The sequence below is a fragment of the Acidisoma sp. L85 genome (assembly GCF_009765865.1).
Lineage (GTDB): Bacteria > Pseudomonadota > Alphaproteobacteria > Acetobacterales > Acetobacteraceae > Acidisoma.
On sequence record NZ_LMUQ01000026.1, the window covers coordinates 221,830 to 245,991 of the forward strand.

At 63.2% G+C, this 24,162-nt stretch carries 23 protein-coding genes; 5 read left to right on the forward strand and 18 right to left on the reverse strand.

Annotated elements, in window-relative coordinates; translation table 11 throughout:
* Positions 1-27 precede the first annotated feature (27 nt).
* From GSQ83_RS06970 to GSQ83_RS07005, 8 genes are all read right to left on the reverse strand, one after another.
* Positions 28-1,050 (reverse strand): LysR family transcriptional regulator, encoded by a 1,023-nt coding sequence (locus GSQ83_RS06970; RefSeq protein ID WP_256367072.1) that lies wholly within the window; start codon positions 1,048-1,050, stop codon positions 28-30.
* Entirely contained in the window at positions 971-1,915 is a 945-nt protein-coding gene (locus GSQ83_RS06975) for an acetamidase/formamidase family protein (RefSeq protein ID WP_158802158.1), read from the reverse strand. The genes GSQ83_RS06970 and GSQ83_RS06975 overlap by 80 nt, the downstream gene beginning before the upstream one ends.
* A 430-nt stretch (positions 1,916-2,345) precedes the next feature.
* Positions 2,346-3,227: an NAD(P)-dependent oxidoreductase gene (locus GSQ83_RS06980; protein WP_158802159.1), complete on the reverse strand. Its 882-nt coding sequence runs from the start codon at positions 3,225-3,227 to the stop codon at positions 2,346-2,348.
* A 45-nt stretch (positions 3,228-3,272) separates the two neighbouring features.
* Positions 3,273-4,256 carry an ABC transporter permease gene (locus GSQ83_RS06985; protein ID WP_158802160.1) on the reverse strand — a complete coding sequence of 328 codons (984 nt, stop codon included), beginning with the start codon at positions 4,254-4,256 and terminating at the stop codon, positions 3,273-3,275.
* Complete coding sequence (locus GSQ83_RS06990) at positions 4,253-5,791, reverse strand: sugar ABC transporter ATP-binding protein (RefSeq protein ID WP_158802161.1); 1,539 nt, start codon at positions 5,789-5,791, stop codon at positions 4,253-4,255. Before GSQ83_RS06990 ends, GSQ83_RS06985 begins: the two co-directional genes overlap by 4 nt.
* An 11-nt stretch (positions 5,792-5,802) precedes the next feature.
* Positions 5,803-6,831, reverse strand: coding sequence for a substrate-binding domain-containing protein (locus GSQ83_RS06995; RefSeq protein ID WP_158802162.1), 1,029 nt, complete (start codon positions 6,829-6,831; stop codon positions 5,803-5,805).
* A gap of 91 nt (positions 6,832-6,922) precedes the next feature.
* The gene (locus GSQ83_RS07000; RefSeq protein ID WP_158802163.1) at positions 6,923-8,281 is read right to left on the reverse strand and encodes an NAD(P)H-dependent oxidoreductase; all 1,359 of its coding nucleotides are present in this window, start codon (positions 8,279-8,281) and stop codon (positions 6,923-6,925) included.
* A 278-nt stretch (positions 8,282-8,559) separates the two neighbouring features.
* Entirely contained in the window at positions 8,560-9,474 is a 915-nt protein-coding gene (locus GSQ83_RS07005; RefSeq protein WP_158802164.1) for a LysR substrate-binding domain-containing protein, read from the reverse strand.
* 150 nt (positions 9,475-9,624) lie between these two features.
* Here GSQ83_RS07005 and GSQ83_RS07010 point away from each other — a divergent pair, with 150 nt between their 5' ends.
* Positions 9,625-10,587, forward strand: coding sequence for an alpha/beta hydrolase (locus GSQ83_RS07010; RefSeq protein ID WP_158802165.1), 963 nt, complete (start codon positions 9,625-9,627; stop codon positions 10,585-10,587).
* Between the two features lie 19 nt (positions 10,588-10,606).
* Here GSQ83_RS07010 and GSQ83_RS07015 read toward each other — a convergent pair whose 3' ends face one another.
* Positions 10,607-11,494: an alpha/beta hydrolase gene (locus tag GSQ83_RS07015; RefSeq protein ID WP_254065536.1), complete on the reverse strand. Its 888-nt coding sequence runs from the start codon at positions 11,492-11,494 to the stop codon at positions 10,607-10,609.
* A 301-nt stretch (positions 11,495-11,795) separates the two neighbouring features.
* Between GSQ83_RS07015 and GSQ83_RS07020 the strand changes: the two genes are divergently transcribed.
* Both GSQ83_RS07020 and GSQ83_RS07025 read left to right on the forward strand, forming a co-directional pair.
* On the forward strand, positions 11,796-12,920 hold the full coding sequence (locus tag GSQ83_RS07020; protein ID WP_158802166.1) for a zinc-dependent alcohol dehydrogenase family protein: 1,125 nt from the start codon (positions 11,796-11,798) through the stop codon (positions 12,918-12,920).
* A 48-nt stretch (positions 12,921-12,968) separates the two neighbouring features.
* Positions 12,969-14,432 carry a mechanosensitive ion channel family protein gene (locus GSQ83_RS07025; protein WP_158802167.1) on the forward strand — a complete coding sequence of 488 codons (1,464 nt, stop codon included), beginning with the start codon at positions 12,969-12,971 and terminating at the stop codon, positions 14,430-14,432.
* Between the two features lie 21 nt (positions 14,433-14,453).
* On the opposite strand, the gene GSQ83_RS07030 is transcribed toward GSQ83_RS07025, so the two are convergent.
* Positions 14,454-15,377: a GDP-mannose 4,6-dehydratase gene (locus GSQ83_RS07030; protein ID WP_158802168.1), complete on the reverse strand. Its 924-nt coding sequence runs from the start codon at positions 15,375-15,377 to the stop codon at positions 14,454-14,456.
* Positions 15,374-16,378, reverse strand: coding sequence for a GDP-mannose 4,6-dehydratase (locus tag GSQ83_RS07035; RefSeq protein ID WP_158802169.1), 1,005 nt, complete (start codon positions 16,376-16,378; stop codon positions 15,374-15,376). The genes GSQ83_RS07030 and GSQ83_RS07035 overlap by 4 nt, the downstream gene beginning before the upstream one ends.
* 504 nt (positions 16,379-16,882) lie before the next feature.
* On the opposite strand from GSQ83_RS07035, the gene GSQ83_RS07040 reads away from it, so the two are divergent.
* The gene (locus tag GSQ83_RS07040) at positions 16,883-17,830 is read left to right on the forward strand and encodes an ABC transporter substrate-binding protein (protein WP_158802170.1); all 948 of its coding nucleotides are present in this window, start codon (positions 16,883-16,885) and stop codon (positions 17,828-17,830) included.
* A gap of 7 nt (positions 17,831-17,837) precedes the next feature.
* On the forward strand, positions 17,838-18,731 hold the full coding sequence (locus tag GSQ83_RS07045) for a dihydrodipicolinate synthase family protein (protein WP_158802171.1): 894 nt from the start codon (positions 17,838-17,840) through the stop codon (positions 18,729-18,731).
* Positions 18,732-18,935: 204 nt separating this feature from the next.
* On the opposite strand, the gene GSQ83_RS07050 is transcribed toward GSQ83_RS07045, so the two are convergent.
* The 7 genes from GSQ83_RS07050 to rpmH all read right to left on the reverse strand — a co-directional run bounded on the left by GSQ83_RS07050 (position 18,936) and on the right by rpmH (position 24,125).
* A complete protein-coding gene (locus tag GSQ83_RS07050) occupies positions 18,936-19,640 on the reverse strand; it encodes a hypothetical protein (RefSeq protein ID WP_158802172.1) in 705 nt (234 codons plus the stop codon).
* A gap of 8 nt (positions 19,641-19,648) precedes the next feature.
* Positions 19,649-20,551 carry an acetylglutamate kinase gene (argB, locus tag GSQ83_RS07055; protein WP_158802173.1) on the reverse strand — a complete coding sequence of 301 codons (903 nt, stop codon included), beginning with the start codon at positions 20,549-20,551 and terminating at the stop codon, positions 19,649-19,651.
* A gap of 287 nt (positions 20,552-20,838) precedes the next feature.
* Positions 20,839-21,477 (reverse strand): ribosome biogenesis GTP-binding protein YihA/YsxC, encoded by a 639-nt coding sequence (gene yihA / locus GSQ83_RS07060; RefSeq protein WP_158802405.1) that lies wholly within the window; start codon positions 21,475-21,477, stop codon positions 20,839-20,841.
* 52 nt (positions 21,478-21,529) lie between these two features.
* The gene (gene yidC, locus GSQ83_RS07065) at positions 21,530-23,314 is read right to left on the reverse strand and encodes a membrane protein insertase YidC (RefSeq protein ID WP_158802174.1); all 1,785 of its coding nucleotides are present in this window, start codon (positions 23,312-23,314) and stop codon (positions 21,530-21,532) included.
* A 14-nt stretch (positions 23,315-23,328) separates the two neighbouring features.
* Positions 23,329-23,583, reverse strand: a complete 255-nt coding sequence (gene yidD, locus GSQ83_RS07070) for a membrane protein insertion efficiency factor YidD (protein WP_158802175.1) — start codon at positions 23,581-23,583, stop codon at positions 23,329-23,331.
* Positions 23,584-23,596: 13 nt separating this feature from the next.
* On the reverse strand, positions 23,597-23,959 hold the full coding sequence (rnpA, locus tag GSQ83_RS07075) for a ribonuclease P protein component (RefSeq protein ID WP_158802176.1): 363 nt from the start codon (positions 23,957-23,959) through the stop codon (positions 23,597-23,599).
* 31 nt (positions 23,960-23,990) lie between these two features.
* Positions 23,991-24,125 carry a 50S ribosomal protein L34 gene (gene rpmH, locus GSQ83_RS07080; RefSeq protein ID WP_158802177.1) on the reverse strand — a complete coding sequence of 45 codons (135 nt, stop codon included), beginning with the start codon at positions 24,123-24,125 and terminating at the stop codon, positions 23,991-23,993.
* Between the last annotated feature and the right edge of the window lie 37 nt (positions 24,126-24,162).

Consider the following 24,162-nt stretch of genomic DNA (forward strand, 5'->3'; position numbering starts at 1 on the left):
TGCGCGTGGCGGGCATCTTTCGCGGGTTCAGGCGGCAGCTACGTGGTCGGAGACCACAGGATCGAGCCGGAACTCCGCGACAAAGTAGTCGATGATCGCGCGCACCCGCGGCGCCAGGTGGCGTCGGGAGGGATATACGGCGTGGATCGGAATGCGCGAGGTCTGCCAATGGGTGAGGATCGGCTTCACCTCGCCCCTTCGGATATCCTCGCTGAACATCCAGATCGGCAGCCGCGCGACGCCGAGCCCGGCCCGCAACCCGTCACTGATCCCCTCGACGCTGTCGCAACGGAAGCGGCCGCTCACCTCGACCGTCACGCTGCCGGCCGGCCCCTCGAAATCCCAGCTATGGGCCGTCAGCCTCTGGGAGCCGAAGCCGCCCGTGTAGATGATGCAGGCATGGTCGGCGAGTTCGGCCGGCGACTGCGGCTCGCCATGCGTCGCGAGGTATGAGGTGGCGGCCATCACGCCACGGCCGGTCGATCCCAAATGCCGCGCCACGAGCGAGGAATCGCCGATCGTTCCTGCCCGAATCGCGAGGTCGATATTCTCGGCGATGAGATCCTGGGCCTGCTCGGAGATGCTGAGCTCCACCTCCAACTGCGGGTAGCGCTCGAGCAGGCGCGGCAGGCGGGGCACGATATGCAGGCGCGCCATGGCGGTGGAAGAAGCGAGCCGAACCGTTCCGGAGGGTGAGGCGCGGCGCTTGCCCAGCACCTCCTCGGTCTCCTCCACCGTATCGAGCACCCTGCGAGCATGGCTCAACAGGTCCTGGCCGTCTTGCGTGAGCGTCAGGCTGCGCGTGGTACGTTGGATCAGGCGGACGTCGAAATGCGCCTCGAGGGCGGCGATCTGGCGGGAGATCGCGGGCTGCGTGGCTCCTACCTCTCGCGCCACTGCGGAGAAGGAGCCGGTTTCGGCCACGCGCACGAAACATCGGAAGGCACCCAGTAGATCCAAACGGCCTCTCTCATGCGAAAATAATTCGCGGGAAGTAGAAGGAGACCAGCCAATTCGGCCGATCGACGACGCAACTGATCCGAAGATCACCGGCCACCGAACAAAGAAGATACGCCTCCATGGCCGAGAGCGCATGCTGCGCGGAAAGCAGGTCGATCATGCGAGAAACGGCGTCTCGCGCGCCGGTCATCAGATCAGGACCGATGCCGGTGGTCGCCTCATAGCCTGCACCATCCAGGTGGCGCGTGACCGGCCCCGGCGTGGTGAAGCGCGGCGTGGCCAAGGGCGTCTGCTTGATGAGGTCGAGCTGGGCCACCACCGTCATCGGGCTTTCAATCGCTGTGCCGCAAACCTCGCCATCGCCTTGCGCAGCATGGGTATCGCCGATCGAGAACAAGGCGCCGGGGACCTCGATGGGCAGATAGAGCGTGGTGCCCGCCGCCAGATCCCGAATGTCCATATTCCCGCCGACCCGCCTGGGCGGAACGATCGAGTGCAGGCCGGGTTCGGCCAGAGCGACGCCGATCGTGCCGGCAAAGGGTTTCAGCGGCACGCGGGCGGTGTCGGAGAATGCCGCGGGGGCGAGTTCGTTCGCGTCGTAGGACCAGAGTTTCAGCGCGGGGTCGGTGAACTGGTCCGCCAGCAGGCCGAAGCCGGGGATATTGGCGGTCCAGCCGAAGCCGGAGGGCGCGAAGGATTCGATCGTGACCTTCAGCACATCGCCCGGCTCGGCGCCCTCGATATAGACCGGGCCGTTGACCGGGTTGATCCGGCTGAAATCCAGGGTCGCGACATCGGCCACCGTGCTGCTCGGCCCGAGCTGGCCGGCCGAGGCGTCGTTGCAGACGAATTCGATGCGCTTGCCCGGCTCGGTGCGGAGAACCGGGGTGAAGCTATTGTCCCAGCCGAAATGATGCTGGGCGGCATGAATGGTAAAGTCGCACCGCTGACACATCGGCTCGTTCTCCTGCTGGCTGGTCTGGGCGCGGCTTGCCCACCACGCGCAGCCGCTTTATCCTCGGCAGCCTATGTCCGCGTAGCTCAGTAGGATAGAGCACAGGATTCCTGGTCGCCGGAACTCGAAGGAGTTTCGGCAATCGATTGGGCGTCGCGAGGGGAAACCGCGCGGCGGATTCGCTCAAAGTCGGGGAAAGCTCCCGGTGCACGCGCACCCAGCCAATCCCGAGCCAAGCCCCGCCTACCCGGCGAGGAAGGTGTAGAGACTGGACGGGCGACGCCTAACGGATGGAACGGGTTCCATCTCAAGGCGAAGGGACAGTCCAGACCACGAACGGCGGCCATTTCGGTCGCCGGCGGCGGAAGCCGAAGTGGGATGAATCCTGGGGTCGTGGGTTCGAATCCCGCCGCGGACATACTGCTCAGCGCTAGCCGGCAGAGACGTTATCGACCGGTTGATAGCCGAGTAGCCGCGCGGTCTGTGCGATGTCCCAAACCATCCGATCGTTGTTGGACATGCCATTGACGATTATCGAGGGCTCCGTCCAAGCGCCGGCATCGGCGCAGATCGCGCGTTCGAACAACTGCGCGAAATCGCTGTTGGATAGCCACATGTTGCGGAACCAAGCGAGGTCTCGCGCGGCTTCGGCATCCATTTCGCCGCTGTGCTCCGCTCCGGGCATGCCAGTAGCATTGAGCGTCTCCGGCCGGTTGTCTCCCGGCTGACACCAGCCGATCCGAACCGCGACGGTCGTGAGGCTGCCGTTCGAGCCTAGCGCGCGTTCGCGACAAATGCGCTCGCCGGTTAGTTTCGAGACAGCATAAGGATGGGGCTGGACTTCGCTGCCATTCGGCTCCTTCACCTTTGTGCCGGGCCACGGCGGAAGATCGACCGTCAGGGATCCGGGCAGCATGCGGTCCGACTCTTCCTTGTAGCCGCCCATCACATGGTTTGACGTCGCAAAGACGAAGCGCCCGACATTCATTGCCTGCGCGGCGCCGCTGAGGTTCAAGGTCATGTCGATCGAGGCCGCCATGTCTTCCCAGTTGGCGTCCGTATAAGGATTTTGGGCAGCGAAATGAACGATCGCATCGACGCCGCGTAGCGCGTCCAGCCATCGCTGATCCCTGCGATCCGCAAGATCCGCAACGACCGAGGAAACCTTGTCGCCCGCGCCATCCCAGGAACGGATGTCGAGGGCCACAACCTCATCACACCACGGGGCGCGGACACAGGATTCCACCAGTTTGCGACCGAGGTTGCCGCAGGCTCCCGTTATGGCGACCCGTTTTGGCCGTGCCGTTTCCATTGTGCTTCCCCCTTCGCAAACCCGACGCGAGCCAGGATGTCATACCTAGCGACGCTTGCGGGTCAACTGGTCCGCGTAAACCGCGAGGATGACGACTGCGCCGGAAGCCACGTATTGCCAGAAGGAAGGCACGTTCATGAGCGTCAGGCCGTTCTGCAAACCGCCAAGGGTCAGCGCGCCGATGAGGGAACCGAGTGGATTGCCTATCCCGCCGAACAGGCTGGCGCCGCCGATGACCGCCGCGCCGATCGCCTGAAGCTCGAATCCGCTGCCGCCAATAGGCTCTGCGGCGCCGATGCGCGCGATGAGCACGAAGCCCGCAATGCTCGAGAGCACGCCGGATATCGTGTAGACTAGTATTTTTCCGCGATCGATGCTGATGCCGGACAAGCGCGCGGCCTCCTCATTGCCACCGATGGCGATGACCTGTTCGCCCAGGGCGGTGAAGCGAATGAACAGGAAGGCAGCGACCGCGATTATGATGGCAAGCAGCACCGGCGTCGGGATCGCCAATATTCGCCCCGCGAAGGCGTCACGGAAGGCAGGCGGCAGACCGTAGATCGGCTGGCCGTTGGTGTAGATCAGCGCGGCCCCGCGAAACACGCTCAGCGTGCCGAGAGTCACGATGAAATCTGGCAATTTGAGCTTTGCGATTAGAATGCCGTTGATCGCGCCACACAGCAAACCGACGACGAGGCCGGCGATAATACCGACAAGCAGCCCATGAGACAGCATGTCCGATGCCACCATGCTCGACAGACCCACAACCGAGCCAACCGAGAGATCAATCCCGCGCGTCATAATGACAAGCGTCATGCCGACCGCGATGATCGCGTTGATCGACGATTGGAGCATGACATCGATGAGATTAGCCGGCTGGTAGAAGTTGCTCGTCAGGATCGAGAAGATGACGAACAGGCCAACGCAGCCGGTCAAAGCCCCGGCTTGCCGGAAGACGCTCTTGCGCCGCCCGATTGAGGGAGCCAGGGCGGCGGGGGATAGCTCGGTTTTAACGGCCTGGGTTTTCATGCTGTGCCATCCACTTCCGTATAGGCGATGAGCATATCTTCGCTGAGATCTTCGGTATTTTCGACGGTTCGGGTCAGACGCCCGCCAGAGACAATTGCGATGCGGTCCGACAGCAGGAGCAGCTCCGGCAGCTCGGACGAAATGACGAGGATGGCGGCGCCGCTCTCGGCGAGGCGCTTCAGCTGAGTGTAGATCTCGGCTTTCGCCCCGACATCGATGCCGCGGGTGGGCTCGTCAAACAGCAGAACACGCGCTCCGGTCGCCAGCCAGCGGGCAATCACGACTTTCTGCTGGTTGCCACCTGACAGGCTGCTCATGAGCGAGGCTGTCGTTGTCGGACGGATACCGAGCTCGCCAACAAAATGATCGATCGCCCCTCGCCTCGTGGCTCCGCGCAGGACGCCCAGCCGAGAAAACTTGCGCGGGCTTGCAAGGCCGAAATTCTGCTCCACCGTCATCATCGGCACGATGGCGTGACCACGACGATCCTCAGGAATCAGCGCGATCCCGGCGGCAATGGCGTCGGCCGGCCCGTGGATGTCCACGGGCTCGCTATCAATGAGGATCTGTCCCGAGGTTTTCTTGTCGATCCCGAAAATGCTGCGCATGATCGCGGTCCGCCCGGAACCCATGAGCCCCGCGAGGCCCATGATTTCACCGGGCCTCACCGTAAGATCGATGTTACGAATCCGCTGGGTCGAGAGGTTCCGCAACTCCAGCAGCGGAGCAGCGGCGTTCTCCTTGGGAACGTGATGGCGGCTTAACGCACGCGAAAGCTCTCGCCCGGCGATCAGCTCATTGAGGGCGTCATCGGTGAAATCACCGATCGGCCCGGATGCCACCACCGCACCATCGCGCAATATCGTGACCCGGTCGGCGATGGCGCGGATCTCCTGCATACGATGCGAGATATAGACGATCGCCTTGCCGTCATGCTGAAGCCGCCGGATTACAGCGAAAAGCGCTTCCTGCTCGGCAGGCGTCAGGCTGGATGTCGGTTCGTCAAAGGCGATGACACGGCCGCCACGTGCCAAGGTTCTACTGATTTCCACAAGCTGACGGTCTGCCATGCCTAGGGTCTGGACAGGAGCATCGACCTGCAGATGAGGTGCCAGAGTTTGCAGTATGATAGCCGCTTCGTCGCGATAGCGCCGGCGCGGTACGATCCCCATGGCCGGCGTTTGCCCGAGAAAGATGTTTTGTGCCACGTCAAGTTGCGGAACAAGGCTGAGTTCCTGGCTCACCATCCCAATCCCTAAGGCCAGCGCGTGACGCGGTCCATCGACCCGAATTGGGCCAACGGAATCCAGATCGATAACCCCCGCATCTGGCTGGACGACGCCGAACATGATTTTCATCAGGGTCGACTTTCCCGCCCCGTTCTCCCCGAGAAGCGCGTGAACCTCACCCTTCTGCAGGGTCAGATCCACGTTCTTCAATACCCGGGCCGCGAGAAAGGCTTTGGAGATGCCTTCCATCCGCAGCATGACGGATGCCCCGGTTGAGCTTTCGCTCACGGCGGGAATGCTTTGCATGGGTCGGGTCCTTAGTCGCCCGTGGCACTCGGGAAGTCGGCGAGGTTGTCCTTGGTGATCACGACCTGAGGCGACAAAACCCAAGCCGGGATCGGCTGGCAGTCTAGGAGCCGAAGAGCCATCTGCACGCCGAGCTGGCCTTCCGCATAGGGAGCCTCGGCAACCGTCGCCCTGAGCTCGCCCGCTATGATCGAATTCTTCGCTTCCTTGATGCCGTCGGTTCCCACGACCGCGACTTTCGCCAGGTCGCCAGCGCTTTTCACAGCCTCGACGACGCCGAGCGCCATGCCGTCATTATTGGCGTAGATGCCCACGAGGTCGGGGTGCTGACGTAGAATGTTGGAGGTGGCATTGAGGGCCGTCAGCCGATCCCAGTTGCCCGGCTGGCTCGCGACAAGCTGCAGGTTGGGATAGGTCTTGAGCTCATCCTCAAAGCCCTTGATACGAAGACGCGCATTCGGCGATCCAGCGGCGCCCTCGATCTGTGCGACCTTGCCGCCATTCGGGTAGATCTTGTGGAAGAAGTCAGCGGCCTTGGCGCCGATCGCCACCTGATCGGTTCCGATATAGGTGCTGGCGCCCTTCGTGCGGGCGTCGTCGATAACCACGGTCGGGATATTCGCGGCGCGCGCGGCCTCGATGACCGGCACGAGATTGGAATCGGATTCCGGCGACAACAGCAGCGCATCAGGTTTCTTCGACATGACCGTCTGAGCGAGGTTCAATTGCTCGATCATGGATGACTCATCATTCGCCGCTTGCAGATCGACCTTGATGCCGTATTTGGCCGATTCACCTTTCACGCCAGCCGCGACGACCTGCCAGAATTCGTTGATCAGCGTCTTCGTGACATAGGCGAATTTCAGTTCATCCTTCGGCTTCGGCAGTGCGCCGAATTTCGCAACAATCGCGGAGGACTCGATCTTGTCGATCGGCGAAGTCGGATATGCCGAGCAGGAGCTGGCGGCAAAGGCCGGCGCGCAGAGCAACAGCGCGGCAAGCGCGGTCGTAGACCCGAGTATAGCGGACTTCTTGTTCACGGTCGTTTCCCCTTCGTTAGCGGAACCGGATTCAATACCGGCGCCGCTTGGCATTTCTGGTTCTTGCTTAGCGGTCTCGCGCGTCGGCGTATTAAGCGGCCTTCGCGGCCCGGCTGGTTGCCGCGGCTTCCATCTCGCGCCTGAGCGCCACAACGTCGAGATCTCGGACCATCTCGACATCGTCGAAGCTTACCATCGCGTCCTTGGCGACCGGTCGCTTCAGTCGCACATTGCCGGCGAGGCCTATTGGAAGACCGCCGAAGGCGAGGCTCTTTGTGGCAGGGATCGCATTCGCCCAAACCATATAGCCGCCCTCCCCGTCTAGCATTTCGCCGACCTTCAGATCGCGCTTGGCGGTCGCGACCGCATCGCCGCGGAACTCCTTTGACGAGCCGGTCGCTTCGCCGCGCAACACCGCCGACAGAACGCTGACACTGGTTTCGAGACCGATCATGTGGAACGGACGCCACATTGAGCCATACCAACCTGAGGAGTCCGTCAGCAGCCCATATTGCTTGAAGCAGGCGCGCGCATATTCGTTGTGTGCCTTGAACGTCACAAAGACGCCGTAGCGGATATTGTTCAGCACCTCGCGACCATCGGGCTCCTGACTCGCGGCGATATCGACGAGGCCGCTACGTGACAGGCGGCCACCATCGGCGGCAGGACGAAACACCTGTGCCAGATCTTGCAGGCCCGCCGGAGGAAACGCCAAGCCGTCATCCGGACAGTCGAGACCAGTGCCGTTCGCGACAGCCGCCATCTCGATCGCGGCTTTCGTGCCGTCGGTGAAGGAGTTGTACATCTTCGGATTGAAGTCGCCCTTGGCAACCTCTTCCTCACTCCATCCGAAGAAACCCCAGACTGTATCCGGCGTGGAGTAACGGTAGCGAGGCTCGAAGTTCATGCCTTTGCCGGCGGAGGTCAGCTCGAAGCCGCAGGAGCGTACCCAATCGACCAGCTCGCAGATAATGGCCGGCTGATCGCCATAGGCCATGGAATAAACCAGGCCTTTCGCCGCGGCGCGTGCCGCCAGCAGCGGTCCGCATAGAACATCCGCCTCGACGTTCACCATGACGATGTGCTTGCCACCTTCGATCGCCGCAAGCGCGTGGCGCACGCCGGCAATCGGATGGCCCGTCGCCTCGATGATACAGTCGATTTCGTCACAGCCAGCGAGCAGCGCCGCATCGTCCACGATACATGTGGAGCCTGACTTCAGAGCGTCGCCAAGCGACTTCGCAGCATAGCGCTCAGCAGGCCAGCCGACGCGCGCGAAGGAGGCGCGAGCTTTCGCGACATCGAGATCCGCGACGCCCACGACATGAAGCCCGACAATCTGCTGCGCCTGCGCCAGGATCATGGACCCAAACTTGCCCGCGCCAATCAGACCGACACGCACCGCACGTCCCTTCGACGCGTGAGCAGCCAACAGTGAGGAGAGGTTCATGCTCGTCTTTTCCTGTTCAATAGGCCTTGTTGTCGTCACTCAAACGACGCCAATGCCCGATAGCCATCGATTGAAATAAACGCGTGTCGAGCCCGCTCAGGCTCGCACGCCCGCGCCCTACCGGAGGGTCGTCACGAGTATCCGCATGGAAACTGTTCGGTGGCCGCCATACTTGGCCGGCGCCATGACGTTTTTCCTCTGTGGTCTTCTTGCTGAGGAGGATACGGGCCTGCTTTGGTTAGAACAATGCAGATTTTCGATCGGATCGATTAGCCAGGCTAAACGATTGCCTTGATGGGCTCCGCTGAGCTGTAACCCGCCAAATCGCGCTCATTGCGCAGCCAGTCGAGAAAAACCCGCACCTTTCGCTGCCTCAAATGGTCGTGCGGGCAGACGATCCATTGCGTCGTGAGAATGAGCGGCGGCGGTGCTCGCACCGGGCAAATGAGGCTGCCGTCGCTTAATTCGCGCCACATCATAAACCGGCTTTCGAGCGCTATCCCAAGACCGTCCGAGGCGGCGTCGATCGCCATGTGGCTGCGATCGAACAGGATTCTTCGCCAACGCGCGGGTGGCTGTACATTTGCGATCACGAACCAGTTCGGCCACTGCGCCTGGGACTTCACCGAGTGAATCAGCCGAAAGTTGGCGACTTCACCCGCGTCCAGGCTCTCAGCGGCGGCGTAAGACGGTGTGCAGACCGGAACGAAGGATTCGTCCGCCAGCCCCTCGATGAAGAGACCTGCCCATCGGCCGCCACCGTGGCGAATTTCAAGGTCGACAGCCTCACGCGTAAAGTCCGTCGACTCATTCGTCCCGTCGAGCCGGATCTCGATATCAGCATAGGCGTCAAGGAAGGACCGAAGACGCGGCAACAGCCATTTATTCGATAGTGTCGGCGAGGCTCGAACCGTCAATGTAGTCACAGTTCTATAGCCACGAATATTCTTCGTCGCCTCGGAAATACGCTCGATCTCGTCGGTAATACTTTCAAAGTAGCGCTCCCCGGCCTCTGTCAGCACGATACGGCGGCCGGTCTTGGTCATCAGTGACGTGCCGAGCTGGACTTCAAGTGCCTGAATTTGCTGGCTAACGGCCGATGGCGTCACGTTGAGTTCGGCGGCAGCCTTGGTAATGCTGCCTGCCCTGGCGGCGGCGTGGAACACGCTAATGGCACGGAGTGGCAAGTACATGATCTGACCGTTGCGCGCTGCTTCCGCTCACACTTACATTCAGCGCAGATGGATGACTACCCTGAGAGGAAATTAGGCTAGAGCGTCCTTTGGCGTTCGCGTTCGAGATTGCTTGGCTTCCGATGCATTTAATCTGGAAGGTGACCTCCCATGGCAACCACAGTGTATTTTGCGAGCAACCGAATCCTGACCGGCCCGGCCGACGATCCCGCAAGCTACGGCCCGAATATCCAGCCGCCCTCGAACTCACAATCGATGGTCTACGGCACCGCTTTCGTCAACGGCGTGGATATTCCGACCAACAACCCGGGCGTCATCACCGCCATCGAGGAGACAACTCTCGGCCGCTTCCCGACAGAAGCAGCCGCCGATCTGTCGCAACCCGGACGCAACCTGCTGGTCTTCATCCACGGCTTCGACAACACCTTTACCGATGCGATCACCCAAGCGGCGTTTAATCGCGAATGGATGGCCGCCTCACGCGTTCTGGCCGCGAATGACGCGATCATCTCCTTCAGCTGGCCCTCCCTGGGGAAGATCGTCGAAGTTCCGATCTTGCCCGATGCCTACAAGCACGATCAGGCCATGGCACAGCATTCCGGCATCCATCTGATGTCGTTCTTCGCAAAACTCGAGCCTATTCTGCGAACGGCGCGCGCGAACAAGTGCCGGACATTCCTTCTTGCCCACAGCATGGGCAATCTGGCGCTCAATAGCGCCGTGGAGAACTGGTTCCTGCACGGCCAAGGGGACGCCGCACTCTTCGACCTGACGATTCTCGCCGCCGCCGATTGTGGCTTTGACGCCTTTGATCAACCTAACATGCTTGGCCTCAGCGGTCTTGTGCATCTGACCGACCGCGTCTCGATCTATTACAGCGACCGCGACGACGTGCTTAAGCTCAGCCAGGTCGTGAACCTTGCGCAGAGGATGGGCCAGGACGGGCCGCGCGACCGTGCCAATGCGCAGACCTTTCCCGTGCCGCCCTACACCATGTTCGACGCCGCCACCGCCTCCGACTACCCTGCGGGCTTCCTCGAATCGCATCAATATTACCGGCGCTCGCAGGTTATCCGTACGGCAATTACAAAGGACATGCAGGCTGCGACTTAGGCTCTTGGTGTGACTCGAATCAGCCGAGAGCGGCGCGGATAAAGTCGCCAGCGGAAACGAGTGCTCGCTGGCCGGCCGCAACGTGCTGATGGAACAGCGGCCAGACATGGATCATGTCGGGATAAACTTCCAGCGTGGTCCGCACATCGACCTCAGCCGCGGCGGCGGAGAGACGTAGCGAATCATCGAGCAAGGTTTCCGCTGAACCGCACTGGATCAGGAGCGGCGGCAGCCCGCGCAGATTGGCATAGAGAGGCGATGCGAGCTGGTTGCTGGCGTCGGTGCCGTTGAGGTATTGGCCGGTCAGTTCTTCAAGGTAAGGTTTCTGGATCATCGGATCGGTCGCCGCTTTGGTGCTCATGCTGATGCCGGTCATTTCCAGATCAACCCAGGGCGAGATGCACCAGGCACAGCCAGGCAGGGCCTCGCCCGCCTCGCGCAGCATGATCATCATGGCGATCGTCATCCCGCCGCCGGCGCTGTCACCGGCAACGACGATCCGGCTCGGGTCGATGCCACTCGCGACAAGAAAGCGGAAGCCGGTCACCGCATCTTCCAGTGCGGCGGGAAACTGGTTCTCGGGCGCCAGACGATAGGCCAAGGCGAAAGTGCGAAGCTTCGCCTGACGGCCGGCCTCGGCAACCATGGCGCGATGGCTGAGCAGCGATCCCGAGACATAGCCGCCGCCATGGAGAAACAGCATCACGCGGGAGGGATCGGCCTCCGGCGACATCGTCCATTCCGCCGCGACACCGTTGGCATCGGCGGGTTCGACACGAATATCGGGCGGCAGGTTCGATGTCCGGCCGAGCATGTCGAGCCTTTCGCGCCGCTCAGCCAAGGCGGCAGGGCGCGGATTGGCCGCCAATATTTCGCGAATGCGGTCGATTTCGGGATCAGCCATCATCTCTTCTCCGATCGGAGGACCGAACCTCGCCTAGCACGATCCGATCAGCCGCCGCTACGTCGTCGCATGGCGGACGGAATCACGCGGCGAGGCGAACAATCTTACACCGATTTCAATACCTTAATTCAACCTGATCCCTCGCGCGGTCGTTTCACGCCTTTCCCCGTGAGCTTGCCGCATAGCAATCCCCGTGGTGTCATGCGCCCTTCCGCTTAAGCTTCGGCTGTGTCGGAAGGAAGCGGCCGGATGAACCACCGGCCGCGCCGAGAAAGAAAGGGGACCAGCCCCGAGGAGGAGCACCATGCGTATATCATCCGCTGTTCTGCGCCAGTCGGGGCTTCCGAAGCCCTATGCGACCTCACGGCCTTTGAGCATTGAGACCCTTGAGCTCGCGCCGCCGGGGCCGGACGAGGTGCTGGTGAAAATCGCGGGCGCGGGCGTGTGCCACTCCGATCTTTCCGGCATCAACGGCGACCGGCCGAGGCCGCTGCCAGTTGCACTCGGCCATGAGGCCTCAGCCGTGGTCGAGGAGCCCGGCTCGAACGTCAAGGATTTGAAGCGCGGCGATCATGTCGTGATGTCCTTCCTGCCGGTCTGCGGCGTTTGCCCAAGCTGCGCGAGCGGCCGGGCCTCGCTTTGCGAGCCGGGCCATGCGGCGAATGCCAGCGGCACGCTGCTTTCCGGCGCGCGGCGCATCACCTGCGACGGCGTGGAGATGAATCATCACAGCGGGGTCTCGGCTTTCTCGGAATATGCGGTGATCTCGCGGCATTCGATGGTGAAGATCACCGATGCGATCTCCCTCACCCATGCGGCGCTGTTCGGCTGCGCGGTGATGACCGGCGTCGGGATGATCGTGAACACCTGCAAGGTCTCGCCGGGCCAATCGGTCGGCATTGTCGGGCTCGGCGGCGTCGGGCTTTCCGCGCTGCTCGGCGCCGTCGCGGCGGGGGCCGGGCGCATCGTGGCAATCGACATCCTACCGGAAAAGCTGGAACTCGCGCGATCGATGGGCGCCACCGACACCTTCCTCGCCACCGATCCGGAGGCCACGAAGGAGATCCGGGCGGCGACCAATGGCGGCGTCGATTACGCCGTGGAAATGGCGGGATCGCCCCGCGCCTTCGAGATGGCGTTCAGCATCACCCGACGCGGCGGCACCACCGCGAGTGCTGGGCTGGCGCGGCCCGATGCGATTTTCCAGATTCCGCCGGTCACCTTGGTCGCCGACGAAAGAGTCGTGCGAGGCAGCTACATGGGCAGTTGCGTGCCGTCGCGTGACATTCCGAGATACATCGACCTTTTTCTCGCCGGCAAGCTGCCGGTGGACAAGCTGCTGTCCAGCACGGGTCCGCTCTCCGGCATCAACGAAGCCTTCGACCGCCTCGACCGGGGTGATGTCGTGCGGCACATCATCGAGATGTAAACTGGAAAACACTTCGTCCTCTGCCATTACAAAGCGCCAAGGGCAGTGATGTCAAACCAGCCGATTCAATTGCTGCTGCTCGCGACGCTGGTGCTGGTGATCTCGGCCGTTGTGCCGCGGCTGCGGCCACACTGGCCGCTTTGGCTGAGGGTGAGCTGGCGCGTCGCGGTCTTTGTCGTGCTCACCGTGCTTGTCCAGCACATCCTAGGCTCGCCGTTGCGCCCGATCTACGGCAACGGCCAGGAAGGCGTGTTGTTTTGGGAAAAGCTCGTGGAAGCGGGCTGGTGGGTAATCGCCGCGCGCGTCGCGGTGGGCATCGTGCGCCTGCTTGTGGTGCTGGAGCATCGGCCACGGGAGACGCAGATCGTCTCGGATCTCATGGCCGGCGCGATCTATGTCGCGACGACGCTGGCGATCGTCAATTTTGTTTTCTCCGTGCCGATCGGCGGCTTGCTCGCGACCTCGGGCGTCATCGCCATCGTGCTCGGCCTCGCGCTGCAAAACACATTGTCGGATGTTTTCTCCGGCATCGCGGTGGGTTTGGAGCGACCGTACAAGGCCGGCGATCTGCTGTGGGTGGAAGGCGGTATCGAGGGCCATGTCATCCAGGTGACCTGGCGATCGACGCAGATTTCCACCGGGCACAACAACATCGCCGTGATTCCCAACAGCATCATGGCCAAGGCGCGGCTGGTCAATCGCAGCCTGCCCACACCGACGCGCGGCGATTCAATTGAGTTGAGGCTCGATCCAGCGGCGGCTTCGGACCGTTGCGTCGCCGCCCTGACCGCCGCGACGCGCGCCTGCCGTATCCCACTGGCACCGCCCGGGATCACCTGCACCGGCCTGCATGGTGACGGCGTTACCTACGAGATCAGCTTCACGGTTCCGTCGAGCGACCGGCTCGGCAAGGCCCGCGACGAACTCTTCACGCAAATCCAGCGCCATCTGCGCCATGCGGGAATCGCGCTGGCCGTTCCGGGCGTCGCAACGGTGCCCGCGATAGCGATCCCAACCTTGAGCCAATTGCTGGAGCAGTCGGATCTGTTCGGCGGTTTGCAGCCCGGCGACAGAGACTCGCTGGCGGAGCACTTCTCGCCGGTATGGCTGAAAGCGAGCGAGACGCTGATCCGCATCGGCGAGACCCCTGTCGCGCTCTATGTCATTGCGTCCGGTGCCGCCGAAATCACGGTGAACGGGCCGTCCGGTCCGCGTGTCGTGTATCGGATGAGCCCTGGCGAGACCGTGGGTGCGATCGGCCTGATTACCAATGCGCCCTTCATCGCCACAGCCACCGCCTTGACGCCGCTGAAGGTCTATCAGCTGGAAAGGGAGGCGATGATCGCCGCCATCAAGGCCAGCCCCGAACTTGCGAAGGGCTTGGAGGCCGTCGCGCAACGCGGCCAGGCGGCGCTGCGCGCGGATACCGCGCCCCATGAGGGCAGCGAACTCGAACACCCGGAGATGTTCCTTACCCGCCTTCGCAGCTTCCTGCGACTGCTGAACGGATAGAGCGCTGGTGCGATTACGTCGCTAAGCGGAGGCGAGGCGTTCGCGCCAATCCTGCAACACGTCCTTGATCGTCTGATCCCAAGGCACGCGTGGCTGCCACTGCAACAGTTCCCGCGCCCGCGCCGAATCGCCACAGGCGAGCAGAATATCGCTCGGCCGCAGCTTAGCTGGATCCTGCTCGATCGCCACGTCCGTCAGCCGTGCTGCTGCTAAAAGCGCTTGCAGCACTTCGCCAACCTGTCGCGGCACACCCGAGGCGATATTGAGGATCGTGCCGGGCGCCAGAACTTCGGCATTGGTTATGCAATCAACATAGGCCCCGCAGACATCCCGGACATCGAGGAAGTCCCGCTTCGGCGAGAGGTCCCCGACACGGATCACAGGCGGTAAGCGGCCCGCTTCGATGAGCGCCAGTTGCCGGGCGAAGCTCGGAACCACAAAGGCATCCGACTGGCCGGCACCCGTGTGATTGAAGGCTCGCAGCCGAACGCAGCGCAAGCCACCCGCTGCCATGGCGCCCAATGCCAGATCCGCCGCCGCTTTTGTGGCCGCGTAGGTGTTGAGCGGGGCCAGGGCCACGGCCTCGTCCACCGCCACGCGGGATTTGAATGCGCCGCCATAGGCATCCGCGCTCGACGCGTAGAGCAGGAGGCAATCAGGCACGTGCTCACGCACCGCTTGCGCCAGATTCAGCGTGCCGTCGAGATTGACGTGCCAAGCGCGTTCCGAGGACCGGTTGGCCTCGGCGATCGCCGCGATGGCGGCCAGGTGGATGCAAACGTCAGGCCGGGCCGCGGCTATTTCGGATGTGATGGCCCGCCGATCGGTAATGTCGGCGGCCGACGAATGAACCATCGCGTCCGGGAAGGACTTCCCAAGCCGCGTGAGCATGTGGCCGCCGACAAAACCTCTGGCACCCGTCAGAAATATGCGGCGAGGATTCATACTAGGGCGGGTTCATACCACGTCCTGAGTTTCACGCGATATCTCGCAAGATCCGCTTCCACCATCTCGGTCGCCAGGCCAGCCAAGGGCGTCTCCGCGCTCCAGCCCAGCTTCGACTGGGCCTTCGAGGCGTCGCCCAGGAGGAGATCGACCTCGGCGGGCCGCAACAGGGCCGGGTCTGAGCGGAGGTAAATCTCGGGGTCGAGGCCGACATGACCGAAGGCGAGCCGGCAGAAATCCCGGATCGACGCGGCCTGGCCTGTTGCGATGACGAAATCCTCCGCCACGTCCTGCTGCAGCATGAGCCACATCGCCTGCACATAGTCCCGCGCATGACCCCAGTCGCGCCGCGCATCGAGATTGCCGAGAGTCAAATGGTCCGCCAGTCCAAGCTTGATGCGCGCCACGCCGTCCGAGATCTTCCGCGTGACGAATTCGATTCCTCGAAGCGGGCTCTCGTGGTTGAACAATATGCCGGAGCAGGCATACATGCCGAAGCTCTCGCGATAGTTCACCGTCATCGTATGGGCATAGAGCTTGGCACAGGCATAAGGGCTGCGCGGATAAAAGGGCGTACGCTCGTTCTGGACCGGCTCCTGGATCAAGCCGAACATTTCGGAGCTGGAGGCCTGGTAGAAGCGAACCTTCGGGCGAACGATCCGCAAGGCCTCAAGCAGATTGGCGGCGCCCAACCCTGTGACGGTCCCGGTGAGCAGCGGCTGTTGCCACGACGCTGTCACGAAGCTCTGGGCGGCGAGATTATAGACCTCGTCGGGGTTAGCCTGTTCGATCGCCCGGATGAGGCTGGAGAGGTCGGTGAGATTGCCGTCGATCAGCTCGACCTGATCGAGCACGCCGAGCCAGCGCAGCCGCTCTCCGACGACGTCCGAGGACGCGGAGCGGCGAAGCAGTCCGAAGACGCGATAACCTTTTCCGAGGAGCAGTTGCGCCAGATAGGCGCCGTCCTGACCGGTGATGCCGGTAATAAAAGCTGTCGGCATCTAGTGGGATATCCGCATTTGAAAGGTCCCTGTTGCTGAGTCCCGGCACGATGGCAATCGCGGACTCCGGACGGCGACTTGACGGGGCTCCGGGTCTTCCGGCGAATTCGTTCAAGACCCTCAGATGGTGGGTCGGCCAAAAGGATGCGCCGCGCGACGGCGGAGATCAGACATTGTGATGAGGTTGCGAGTGACCTGCCCACGCGGCGATTGCGGGATCTTTGCTTGAGACATTCGCGCGCCGTTAGCTTCTCTAGCGTTATTCATTGCAAACCTCGCTATCCTGATCGAAACACGCGATGACGTCGATCTATTCGACAAGGCTTAAACCGGAAGAAACAGCCCGCAGGCGGTATTCGGGGCGCTCCCTCAAGGTCTTGTCTGGGCTTCGGAGCAGAAATCGCCACGGCCCTCGCTCTGAACATGGCAAGGTCTCCGCGATGCCAGTTGATGGTGGGCCGTGCGCCTGCGATCCCTAGGTCCCGTCACCCGAGGGTTCCAGCCATGCTCATCCGAGTCATTGTCGCGCTGCTCTTGATTGCTTCCCTCAGCCGGCCAGCGCTCGCCGAGGATCGGCTGACGGTGGTGCTGGACTGGTTCGTGAACCCCGATCACGCGCCGCTCTTCGTCGCCGAGCAGATCGGCGCCTACAAGAAGCGCGGGCTGGAGGTGAAATTCATTGCCCCCGCCGATCCCTCGACGCCGCCGCGCGAGGTCGCGGCCGGTCAGGCGGATCTGGCGGTGAGCTACCAGACCCAGATTTATCTGCTGGCGGATCAGGGCCTCCCGCTGGTCCGCGTCGGCACGCTGATCGACAAGCCGCTGAACGTGCTTGTCGCCCTGCCAGCGAGCGGCATCCGCACGATGGCGGACTTCAAAGGCAAGCGCATCGGCTATTCCGTGCCGGGGCTGGACGAGGCTTTGCTCGACACGATGCTCGGCCATGCCGGGCTGCACCTCTCGGACGTGCATCTGGTCAACGTCAATTTCGCGCTGGTGACGTCATTGATGGCGCATCAGGTGGATGCGGTGACCGGCGCCTATCGCAACTTCGAGGTCAATGAGTTGAAGGAGCATGGGCTGTCGCCCGTCGTCATCGATCCCCAGGCCGAGGGTGTCCCGGCTGATGACGAGCTGATCCTGATCGCCAACCGTAAGTCGCTGTCGGACTCGCGTCTCCCCCGCTTTCTCGCCGCCGTGAAGGAGGGCGAGGATTATCTGCAAGCGCATCCGCAGGAGGCCTGGGAGGGCTTCATCAAGTCGCATCCGGATTTAAACGACACGCTGAACAAGACGGCTTGGTTCCAGACCCTGCCCTATTTCGCGGCCGATCCGTTTCGCTTGGATGGCCCGCGCTACACGAACTATGCGGATTTCATGCTGGCGCATAAGCTGATCGCCAAGACGCTGCCGCTCGGAGATTACGCCGTGCAGCTCAAGGAGCAGGAGTAGTCCGCGCATGACGCTCTTCCGTGGCCTGTCGGCCTTTCCCATCACGCCTTTCGACGAGAACGGGCGGGTCATTGCCGAGGACCTTCGAGCGCTGCTGCGGCGGCTGACAGGGCCGGAGGTCGGGTCGATCGGGCTGCTCGGCAGTACGGGCGCCTATCCCTATCTCACACGCGGGGAGCGGCGGCGGGCGATCGAGATCGCGGTGGATGAGGTTGGCGGGCGGGCGCCGCTCATGGTCGGCATCGGCGCGTTGCGGACGGATGAAGCGGTGGCGCTCGGGCAGGACGCGAAGGCTGCGGGCGCAGATGCGGTGCTGCTTGCGCCGGTATCCTACACGCCGTTGACCGAGGACGAGGCTTTTGTCCATTACGAGACAGTGGCGGGGTCGGTAGGTTTGCCGCTTTGCATTTACAACAATCCCGGCGCAACGCGCTTCGACTTCTCCGCCGGGCTGGTCGGCAGGTTGAGCCGGCTGCCGCATATCGTGGCGCTGAAGAACCCGGCATCTGGTGCCGATACCGCCGCAGAGGATCTCCGCCGGTTGCGGGAGGTGGCGGCGGCTGACTTCTCAGTCGGGTACAGCATGGACTGGAAGGCCGCCGAGGCGATGATCGCTGGGGCCGACGCTTGGTACAGCGTGCTCGGCGGAATTTTCCCCGGTCTTTGCGCGCCGATCATGTCAGCCGCTGAAGCGGGCGACGCGCGGAAGGTGCGTGATCTCGCTCAGCGTCTCGCCCGGTTGTTCGATCTGTTCGTAGAGGCCAGCAGCGTCCGGGTGGTTTATGCGATCGTGAACCAGCTTGGTCTCAGCAACGCGCAGCCGCCACGCCCGATGCTGCCGGTATCACAAGATGTCGCGCGGCGGGTTGGAGAAGCGCTGGAGACGCTGCGGCTAGTTTGAATAGGTCCGCCGCGTGTAGCCACCACTCGCACTCGTCATCCTCCGCGAAGGCGGAGGATCCATGCCTTGCTTGCTCCAGGAAGAAGGCGTGAATGGCACGCCTTCGCGTGCCATGACGGGTATTCCGCCGAACCATGTCCGTTGACGCCAGATACGCCAGTTAAATTTCGGCCAAAGGTCGGCATGGACGGCCCAAACAACCCTTCAGCAAGCCAGCTTCGGAATCGCGCGGGTAAGGTTCGGAAAGGTCAGGCCAAGTTCATGCAGCGCGGCGGTATCGCTTGCGAAACGCCCGCGGGTCATGCGGGTGCCGGACGGCACGAAGACCATGCTCCGCCGGTTCAGCTTATAGAACCACACCTTGTAGCGATGCGGATCGACATGCGCCTCGTTGCCCCAGATGAAGTTCCAGACCGCGAGGCCGTAGCCCTTCCTTCCGCCAAGATCGCCGACATAGATGCCGCCTTCCGCCATCGTATCCAGCGTGCGCGGCGTCCAGAGGCTGAGCTTGCCCCGGTTGGAGCCGAAAACCACCGCCTCATAGGCACAATCCGAGCCGCCGGTGGCCGCTGCCACTGCAAGCACCGCGCGGGAGTCTGGCGTCGGCCCGGGCAGCACAGCGTAATGCACCGTAGGGTTCAGCGTGCCGTCCGTATTCTGCTGGATCCTGAAATAGTCGGATTGCGTGCCACCCACCGCCGTGCTCAGCAACACGCGGCCAGCTTTATCCGTAACCACGACCTTCGGGAGCTGACCCACCGCCTTCTCGGTCTTGATGAAGACCTCGCCGATGCCCGGGAACACATCGCCCGAATGCTCCGCTCGCGCGCCCACGGTACCGAGGGCCAGCCCCACCATAAGCGCCGCGCCCAGCCGGAGAGGCCGCAGTCTTGTCGAGATGGTCCGCATGCTCGCTGTCATCCCAAGATCATGGTGCCGACGCCGCCCTCGGTGAAGAGTTCAAGCAAGCAAGCGTGTTCGACGCGGCCATCGAGAATCGTGGCACCGCGCACCCCGCCGCGCACGGCCGCGATGCAGTTCTCGACCTTCGGGATCATGCCGCCGCTGATCATGCCGCTCGCGATTCCCGCCTCCACCTGCGCCACCGTCAGCTCTGGCAGCAGTTCCCGATTCTCGTCCAGCACGCCGGGGACATCCGTCAGCATCAACAACCGGTGTGCCGAGAGAGCGGCGGCGATCGCGCTGGCGGCGGTGTCGGCGTTGATGTTGTAGGTCAGCCCGTCATCCCCCAGGCCCACAGGCGCGATGACCGGCACCAGACCGGCGCCGGTCAGCGCGTGGATGACGCGGATGTCGATATGCACCGGCTCGCCGACGAAGCCGAGGTCCAGGGCACGCTCGATATGGCTATCGGGATCGCGCTTCACCCGGGTCAGCTTGCGCGCCCGTATGAGGCCGCCATCCTTGCCGCAGATGCCAACCGCGAGCGCCCCCGCCTGGGTAATCAGCGACGAAACCTGTTTGTTGACGGTGCCGGCGAGAACCATCTCGACGACCTCGACCATCGCGGCGTCGGTCACGCGGAGTCCGTCCACGAAGGTCGATTGGATCGCCAGCCGCTTAAGCATCGCGTTGATCTGCGGGCCGCCGCCATGAACCACGACGGGGTTGATGCCGACCTGCTTCAGCGCCGCGATGTCACGCCCGAAGCCGGCGGCAAGGCTCTCATCGCCCATCGCATGGCCGCCGTATTTCACGACGATCGTGGCACCGGCATAACGGCGGAGATAGGGAAGTGCGCGCGATACGGTGGAGGCCTGTTCGGCCGCAATCCGATAACGCTCAGCCGCATTGGTCATGCGCGCGAATCCCTCCGGCAATTGGCAGGTTTTCAGCTAGTGGTCTGGCTCGCGCGGCGGGTCAAGCCGTCAGCTTCAGTGCCTGCGAGGGTCCGGGCTAAGCGTGATGTCTTTGGTCTTAGCCGTGTGCATTTCACTGCGTCTGCTCCGCGAAGGCAGAGCATCCACGCCTTACTTGCGTGACGACGGGAGGCGTGGATGGCACGGGGTGCCCCGCACGCCTTCGCGTGCCATGACGGATCCTTTGGGTCGCGGTTCAATAATAAATCACCACGTCTCAGGCCCGCCTAAGCCAGCAGCGCCGCGAAGGCGGCGCGAGCCTCCGGGATGCCGTCGCCGCTGCGGGCGCTGGTTACCAGCACCTCGGGAAAGCCTGCCGGATGGCTGCGGGCCATCGCCTCCAGGCTAGCCAGCTTGCGGGCCAGCGCGGGAGGCTTCAGCCCGTCGGCCTTGGTGAGGACGAGCTGGAAAGTAACCGCGGCTTTGTCGAGCAGATCCATCACCGCCGTGTCGGAGGGCTTCAGCTCGATCCGCGCATCCATCAGCAAGGCGATGCGGCGGAGGTTCGGGCGGCCGCGCAGGTAGTCGAACATGAGACCCTGCCAATCCTCCTTCACCGCCTTCTCGGCCTGGGCATAGCCGTAGCCTGGCATGTCCACGAGGGTCATGCGCCCGCCAAGATCGAAGAAATTGAGCTGGCGCGTGCGGCCGGGCGTGTTGGAGGCGCGGGCAAGCGCATGCTGGCCGGTCAGCGCATTGATCAGCGATGACTTCCCAACATTGGAGCGGCCGGCGAAGGCCAGCTCGATGCTGCGCGGTGCCGGCAGTTGCTCCAGCCGCTGGGCCGCGAAAAAGAAGGTGCAGGGCGCGGCGAACAGCAGGCGCCCCGCCTCGATCTGGTCGGCGTCGGGCGGCTTGTGGCCGATCGGCGCCGGGGTGCCGGGCTCCTCCTCCAGCTCGTCCCAGTCGGGCTCGGGCTCAGGCACCGGAACGGACACGCGGACGATCGGTCCGGGCGATACGCGGCTTGGCGAGGCGGGTGCGGCGCATGATGAACCACTGCTGTGCGACGGAGAGCAGGTTGTTCCAGCTCCAATAGATCACCAGCCCGGCCGGGAACCGCGCCAGCATGAAGGTGAAGATGATCGGCATGAACTGGAACAGCCGCGCCTGGGTCGGGTCGGGCGGCGGCGGGTTGAGCCGCTGCTGCAGCGCCATCGTGCAGCCCATGATGAGCGGCCAGACGCCAAGATGCAGGAACGGGGCGATGGCCGTCGGATCCCAGGGGATCAGACCGAAGAGGGTGAAGATATTGGTGGGATCGGTCGCCGACAGATCGTGGATCCAGCCATAGAATGGCGCGTGCCGCATCTCGATGGTCACGAAGATGACCTTGTAGAGGCAGAAGAACACCGGGATCTGGATCACCATCGGCAAGCAGCCCGAGGCCGGATTGACCTTCTCGGCGCGATAAAGCGCCATGATCTCGGACTGCTGCTTCGCCGGGTCATCCTTGAAGCGGGCTCGCACCTCGGTCATTTTCGGTGCGAGGAGCTTCATTTTGCTCATCGACTTGTAGGATTTGTTGGCGAGCGGGAAGAACAACAGTTTCACCGCGACCGTGAAGACCAGGATCGCCAGACCGAAGTTGCCGAGCACGCGGTTGAGGTAGTCGAGCGCGAAGAAGATCGGCTTGGTCAGGAAGTAGAACATCCCGAAATCGACGGCCTTGTCGAAGCTCGGGATATTGAACTCGCTCTCATAGCGATCGAGCAGGCTCACCACCTTGGCGCCGGCAAAGGCATGGGTCTGGGTGGATGTCGTGCCGCCGGGGGCGACGACCTGCGCCGTATTGGCGATGAAGTCGGTCTGGAAGCCGGTCGTGCCGTTGATCTGCATCTCCCGCACATCGGCGGTCGCGCTGAGGCGCTGATCGGGGACGAGGGCGGTCAGCCAGTATTTGTCGGTGATGCCAAGCCAGCCGCCGTCGCTGCTCTCGGTATAGCCGATGCCATCCTGATGGGCGCCGTCGCTCTTGATCGACTTGTAGCTGAACTCGTGCAGCGTGCCTTTGAAGACGCCGACCGGACCCTCATGCAGAAGATAGAAACCTGCGGTCGTCGGCGTGTAGTCTCGGCGGATGCGGGACCAGGGATAGAGCGAGACCGGCTGCTTGCCGCTATTCGTGACCTGCTGGTCAACCGTGAACATGTAATGCGGATCGATCGCGATCACGATCGAGAAGGTGAGGCCCTGGCCGTTATCCCAATGCAGGGTAACCGGGTGGGCCGTGTCGAGGTTCGGCGCAGATGCCGTCCAGAGCGTGTTCGAGTCGGGCAGCTTCAGTGGCGCGCCGTCGATCGTGGCGCCGGGTGCGCCGGTCCAGCCGAACTGCAGGTAGTAGGGCTGCGGCTGGGTAGCCGGCTCGAGCAGCCGGACCAGCGGCGATTTCGGATCGACCGTCTCGTGATAGTCGCTCAGCACGAGGTCATCGAGCGTGGCGCCACGCAGGCTGAGGCTGCCATCGACGCGCTCGGCATGGATCGTGACGCGCGGCGCGGCGGCGGTGGCGGCCGCCGAGGTTGCCGTACCGATGCCGGGCTGCGCGCCCGCTCCCGGAGTCGTATTGCCGGTGGAGGCAGGCGCCGTGGTTTGCGCCAATTCGGGCGGTGGCTGAGGTAGATGCGGGCGCACCAGGAACTCGAACCCGAGCAGGATCGCGACCGAGATGGCGATCGCGATAATGAGGCGCTTCTGATCCATCAGCCGACAGGGTCCTAGGTTGAGCGCGAAGAGGCGGGAGGCACGGGGTCGCTCCCGCCGCCATGCCAAGGGTGGCAGCGCAGGATGCGGCGCCCCGCCAGATAGCCGCCGCGAATGGCGCCATGGCTGCGGATCGCCTCCAGGGCATAGTCGCTGCAGCTCGGCGTGAAGCGGCAGTTATTGCCGAGGATCGGGCGCAGGGTCAGCTGATAGGCCTTAACCAGCCCTATCAGAAGCGCGCGGAGCAGCGTTGCCAAAAAGTCGTTCATTCACGGCCGCCGATCATGACCGCTTGCCCCGCCGCGCTCTGGCGATGGCGGCATGGAGGTCATTCACCAGGTCTGGAAAGGGCCGTGCTGCGGTCTTGTCCCGGCCGATCACCACGAGGTCGAGGCCGCGATGGGCGTCCGCCTCCAGCGTCAGGCGTACGGCTTCGCGGAGGCGACGCTTGGTGCGATTCCGCACCACTGCGTTGCCGACCTTCTTGGTCACCGTAAAGCCGATACGAGGTGGCGCGTCGTCGCCACGCGAAAGAAGTTGCAACACAAGTCCGGGCATCGGCGCCTTGGCGCCGCGGCTCGCGACAGTGAGAAATTCCGCCCGGCGCTTAAGGCGCGCCGGCGGCGTCAACCGCGTCGGCGCCATGGCGACGTGCCCTTGCGATGTGCGGTCGGGCCTAGGCCGAGAGCTTCTGACGGCCCTTAGCGCGCCGATTGGCGAGCACCTTGCGGCCACCCACCGTCGACATGCGGGCGCGAAAGCCATGCCGCCGCTTGCGGACGATCTTCGAGGGTTGATAGGTGCGCTTCACGTTACTCTCCAGCTCTCTTTAACAACGCTTGGCCCCA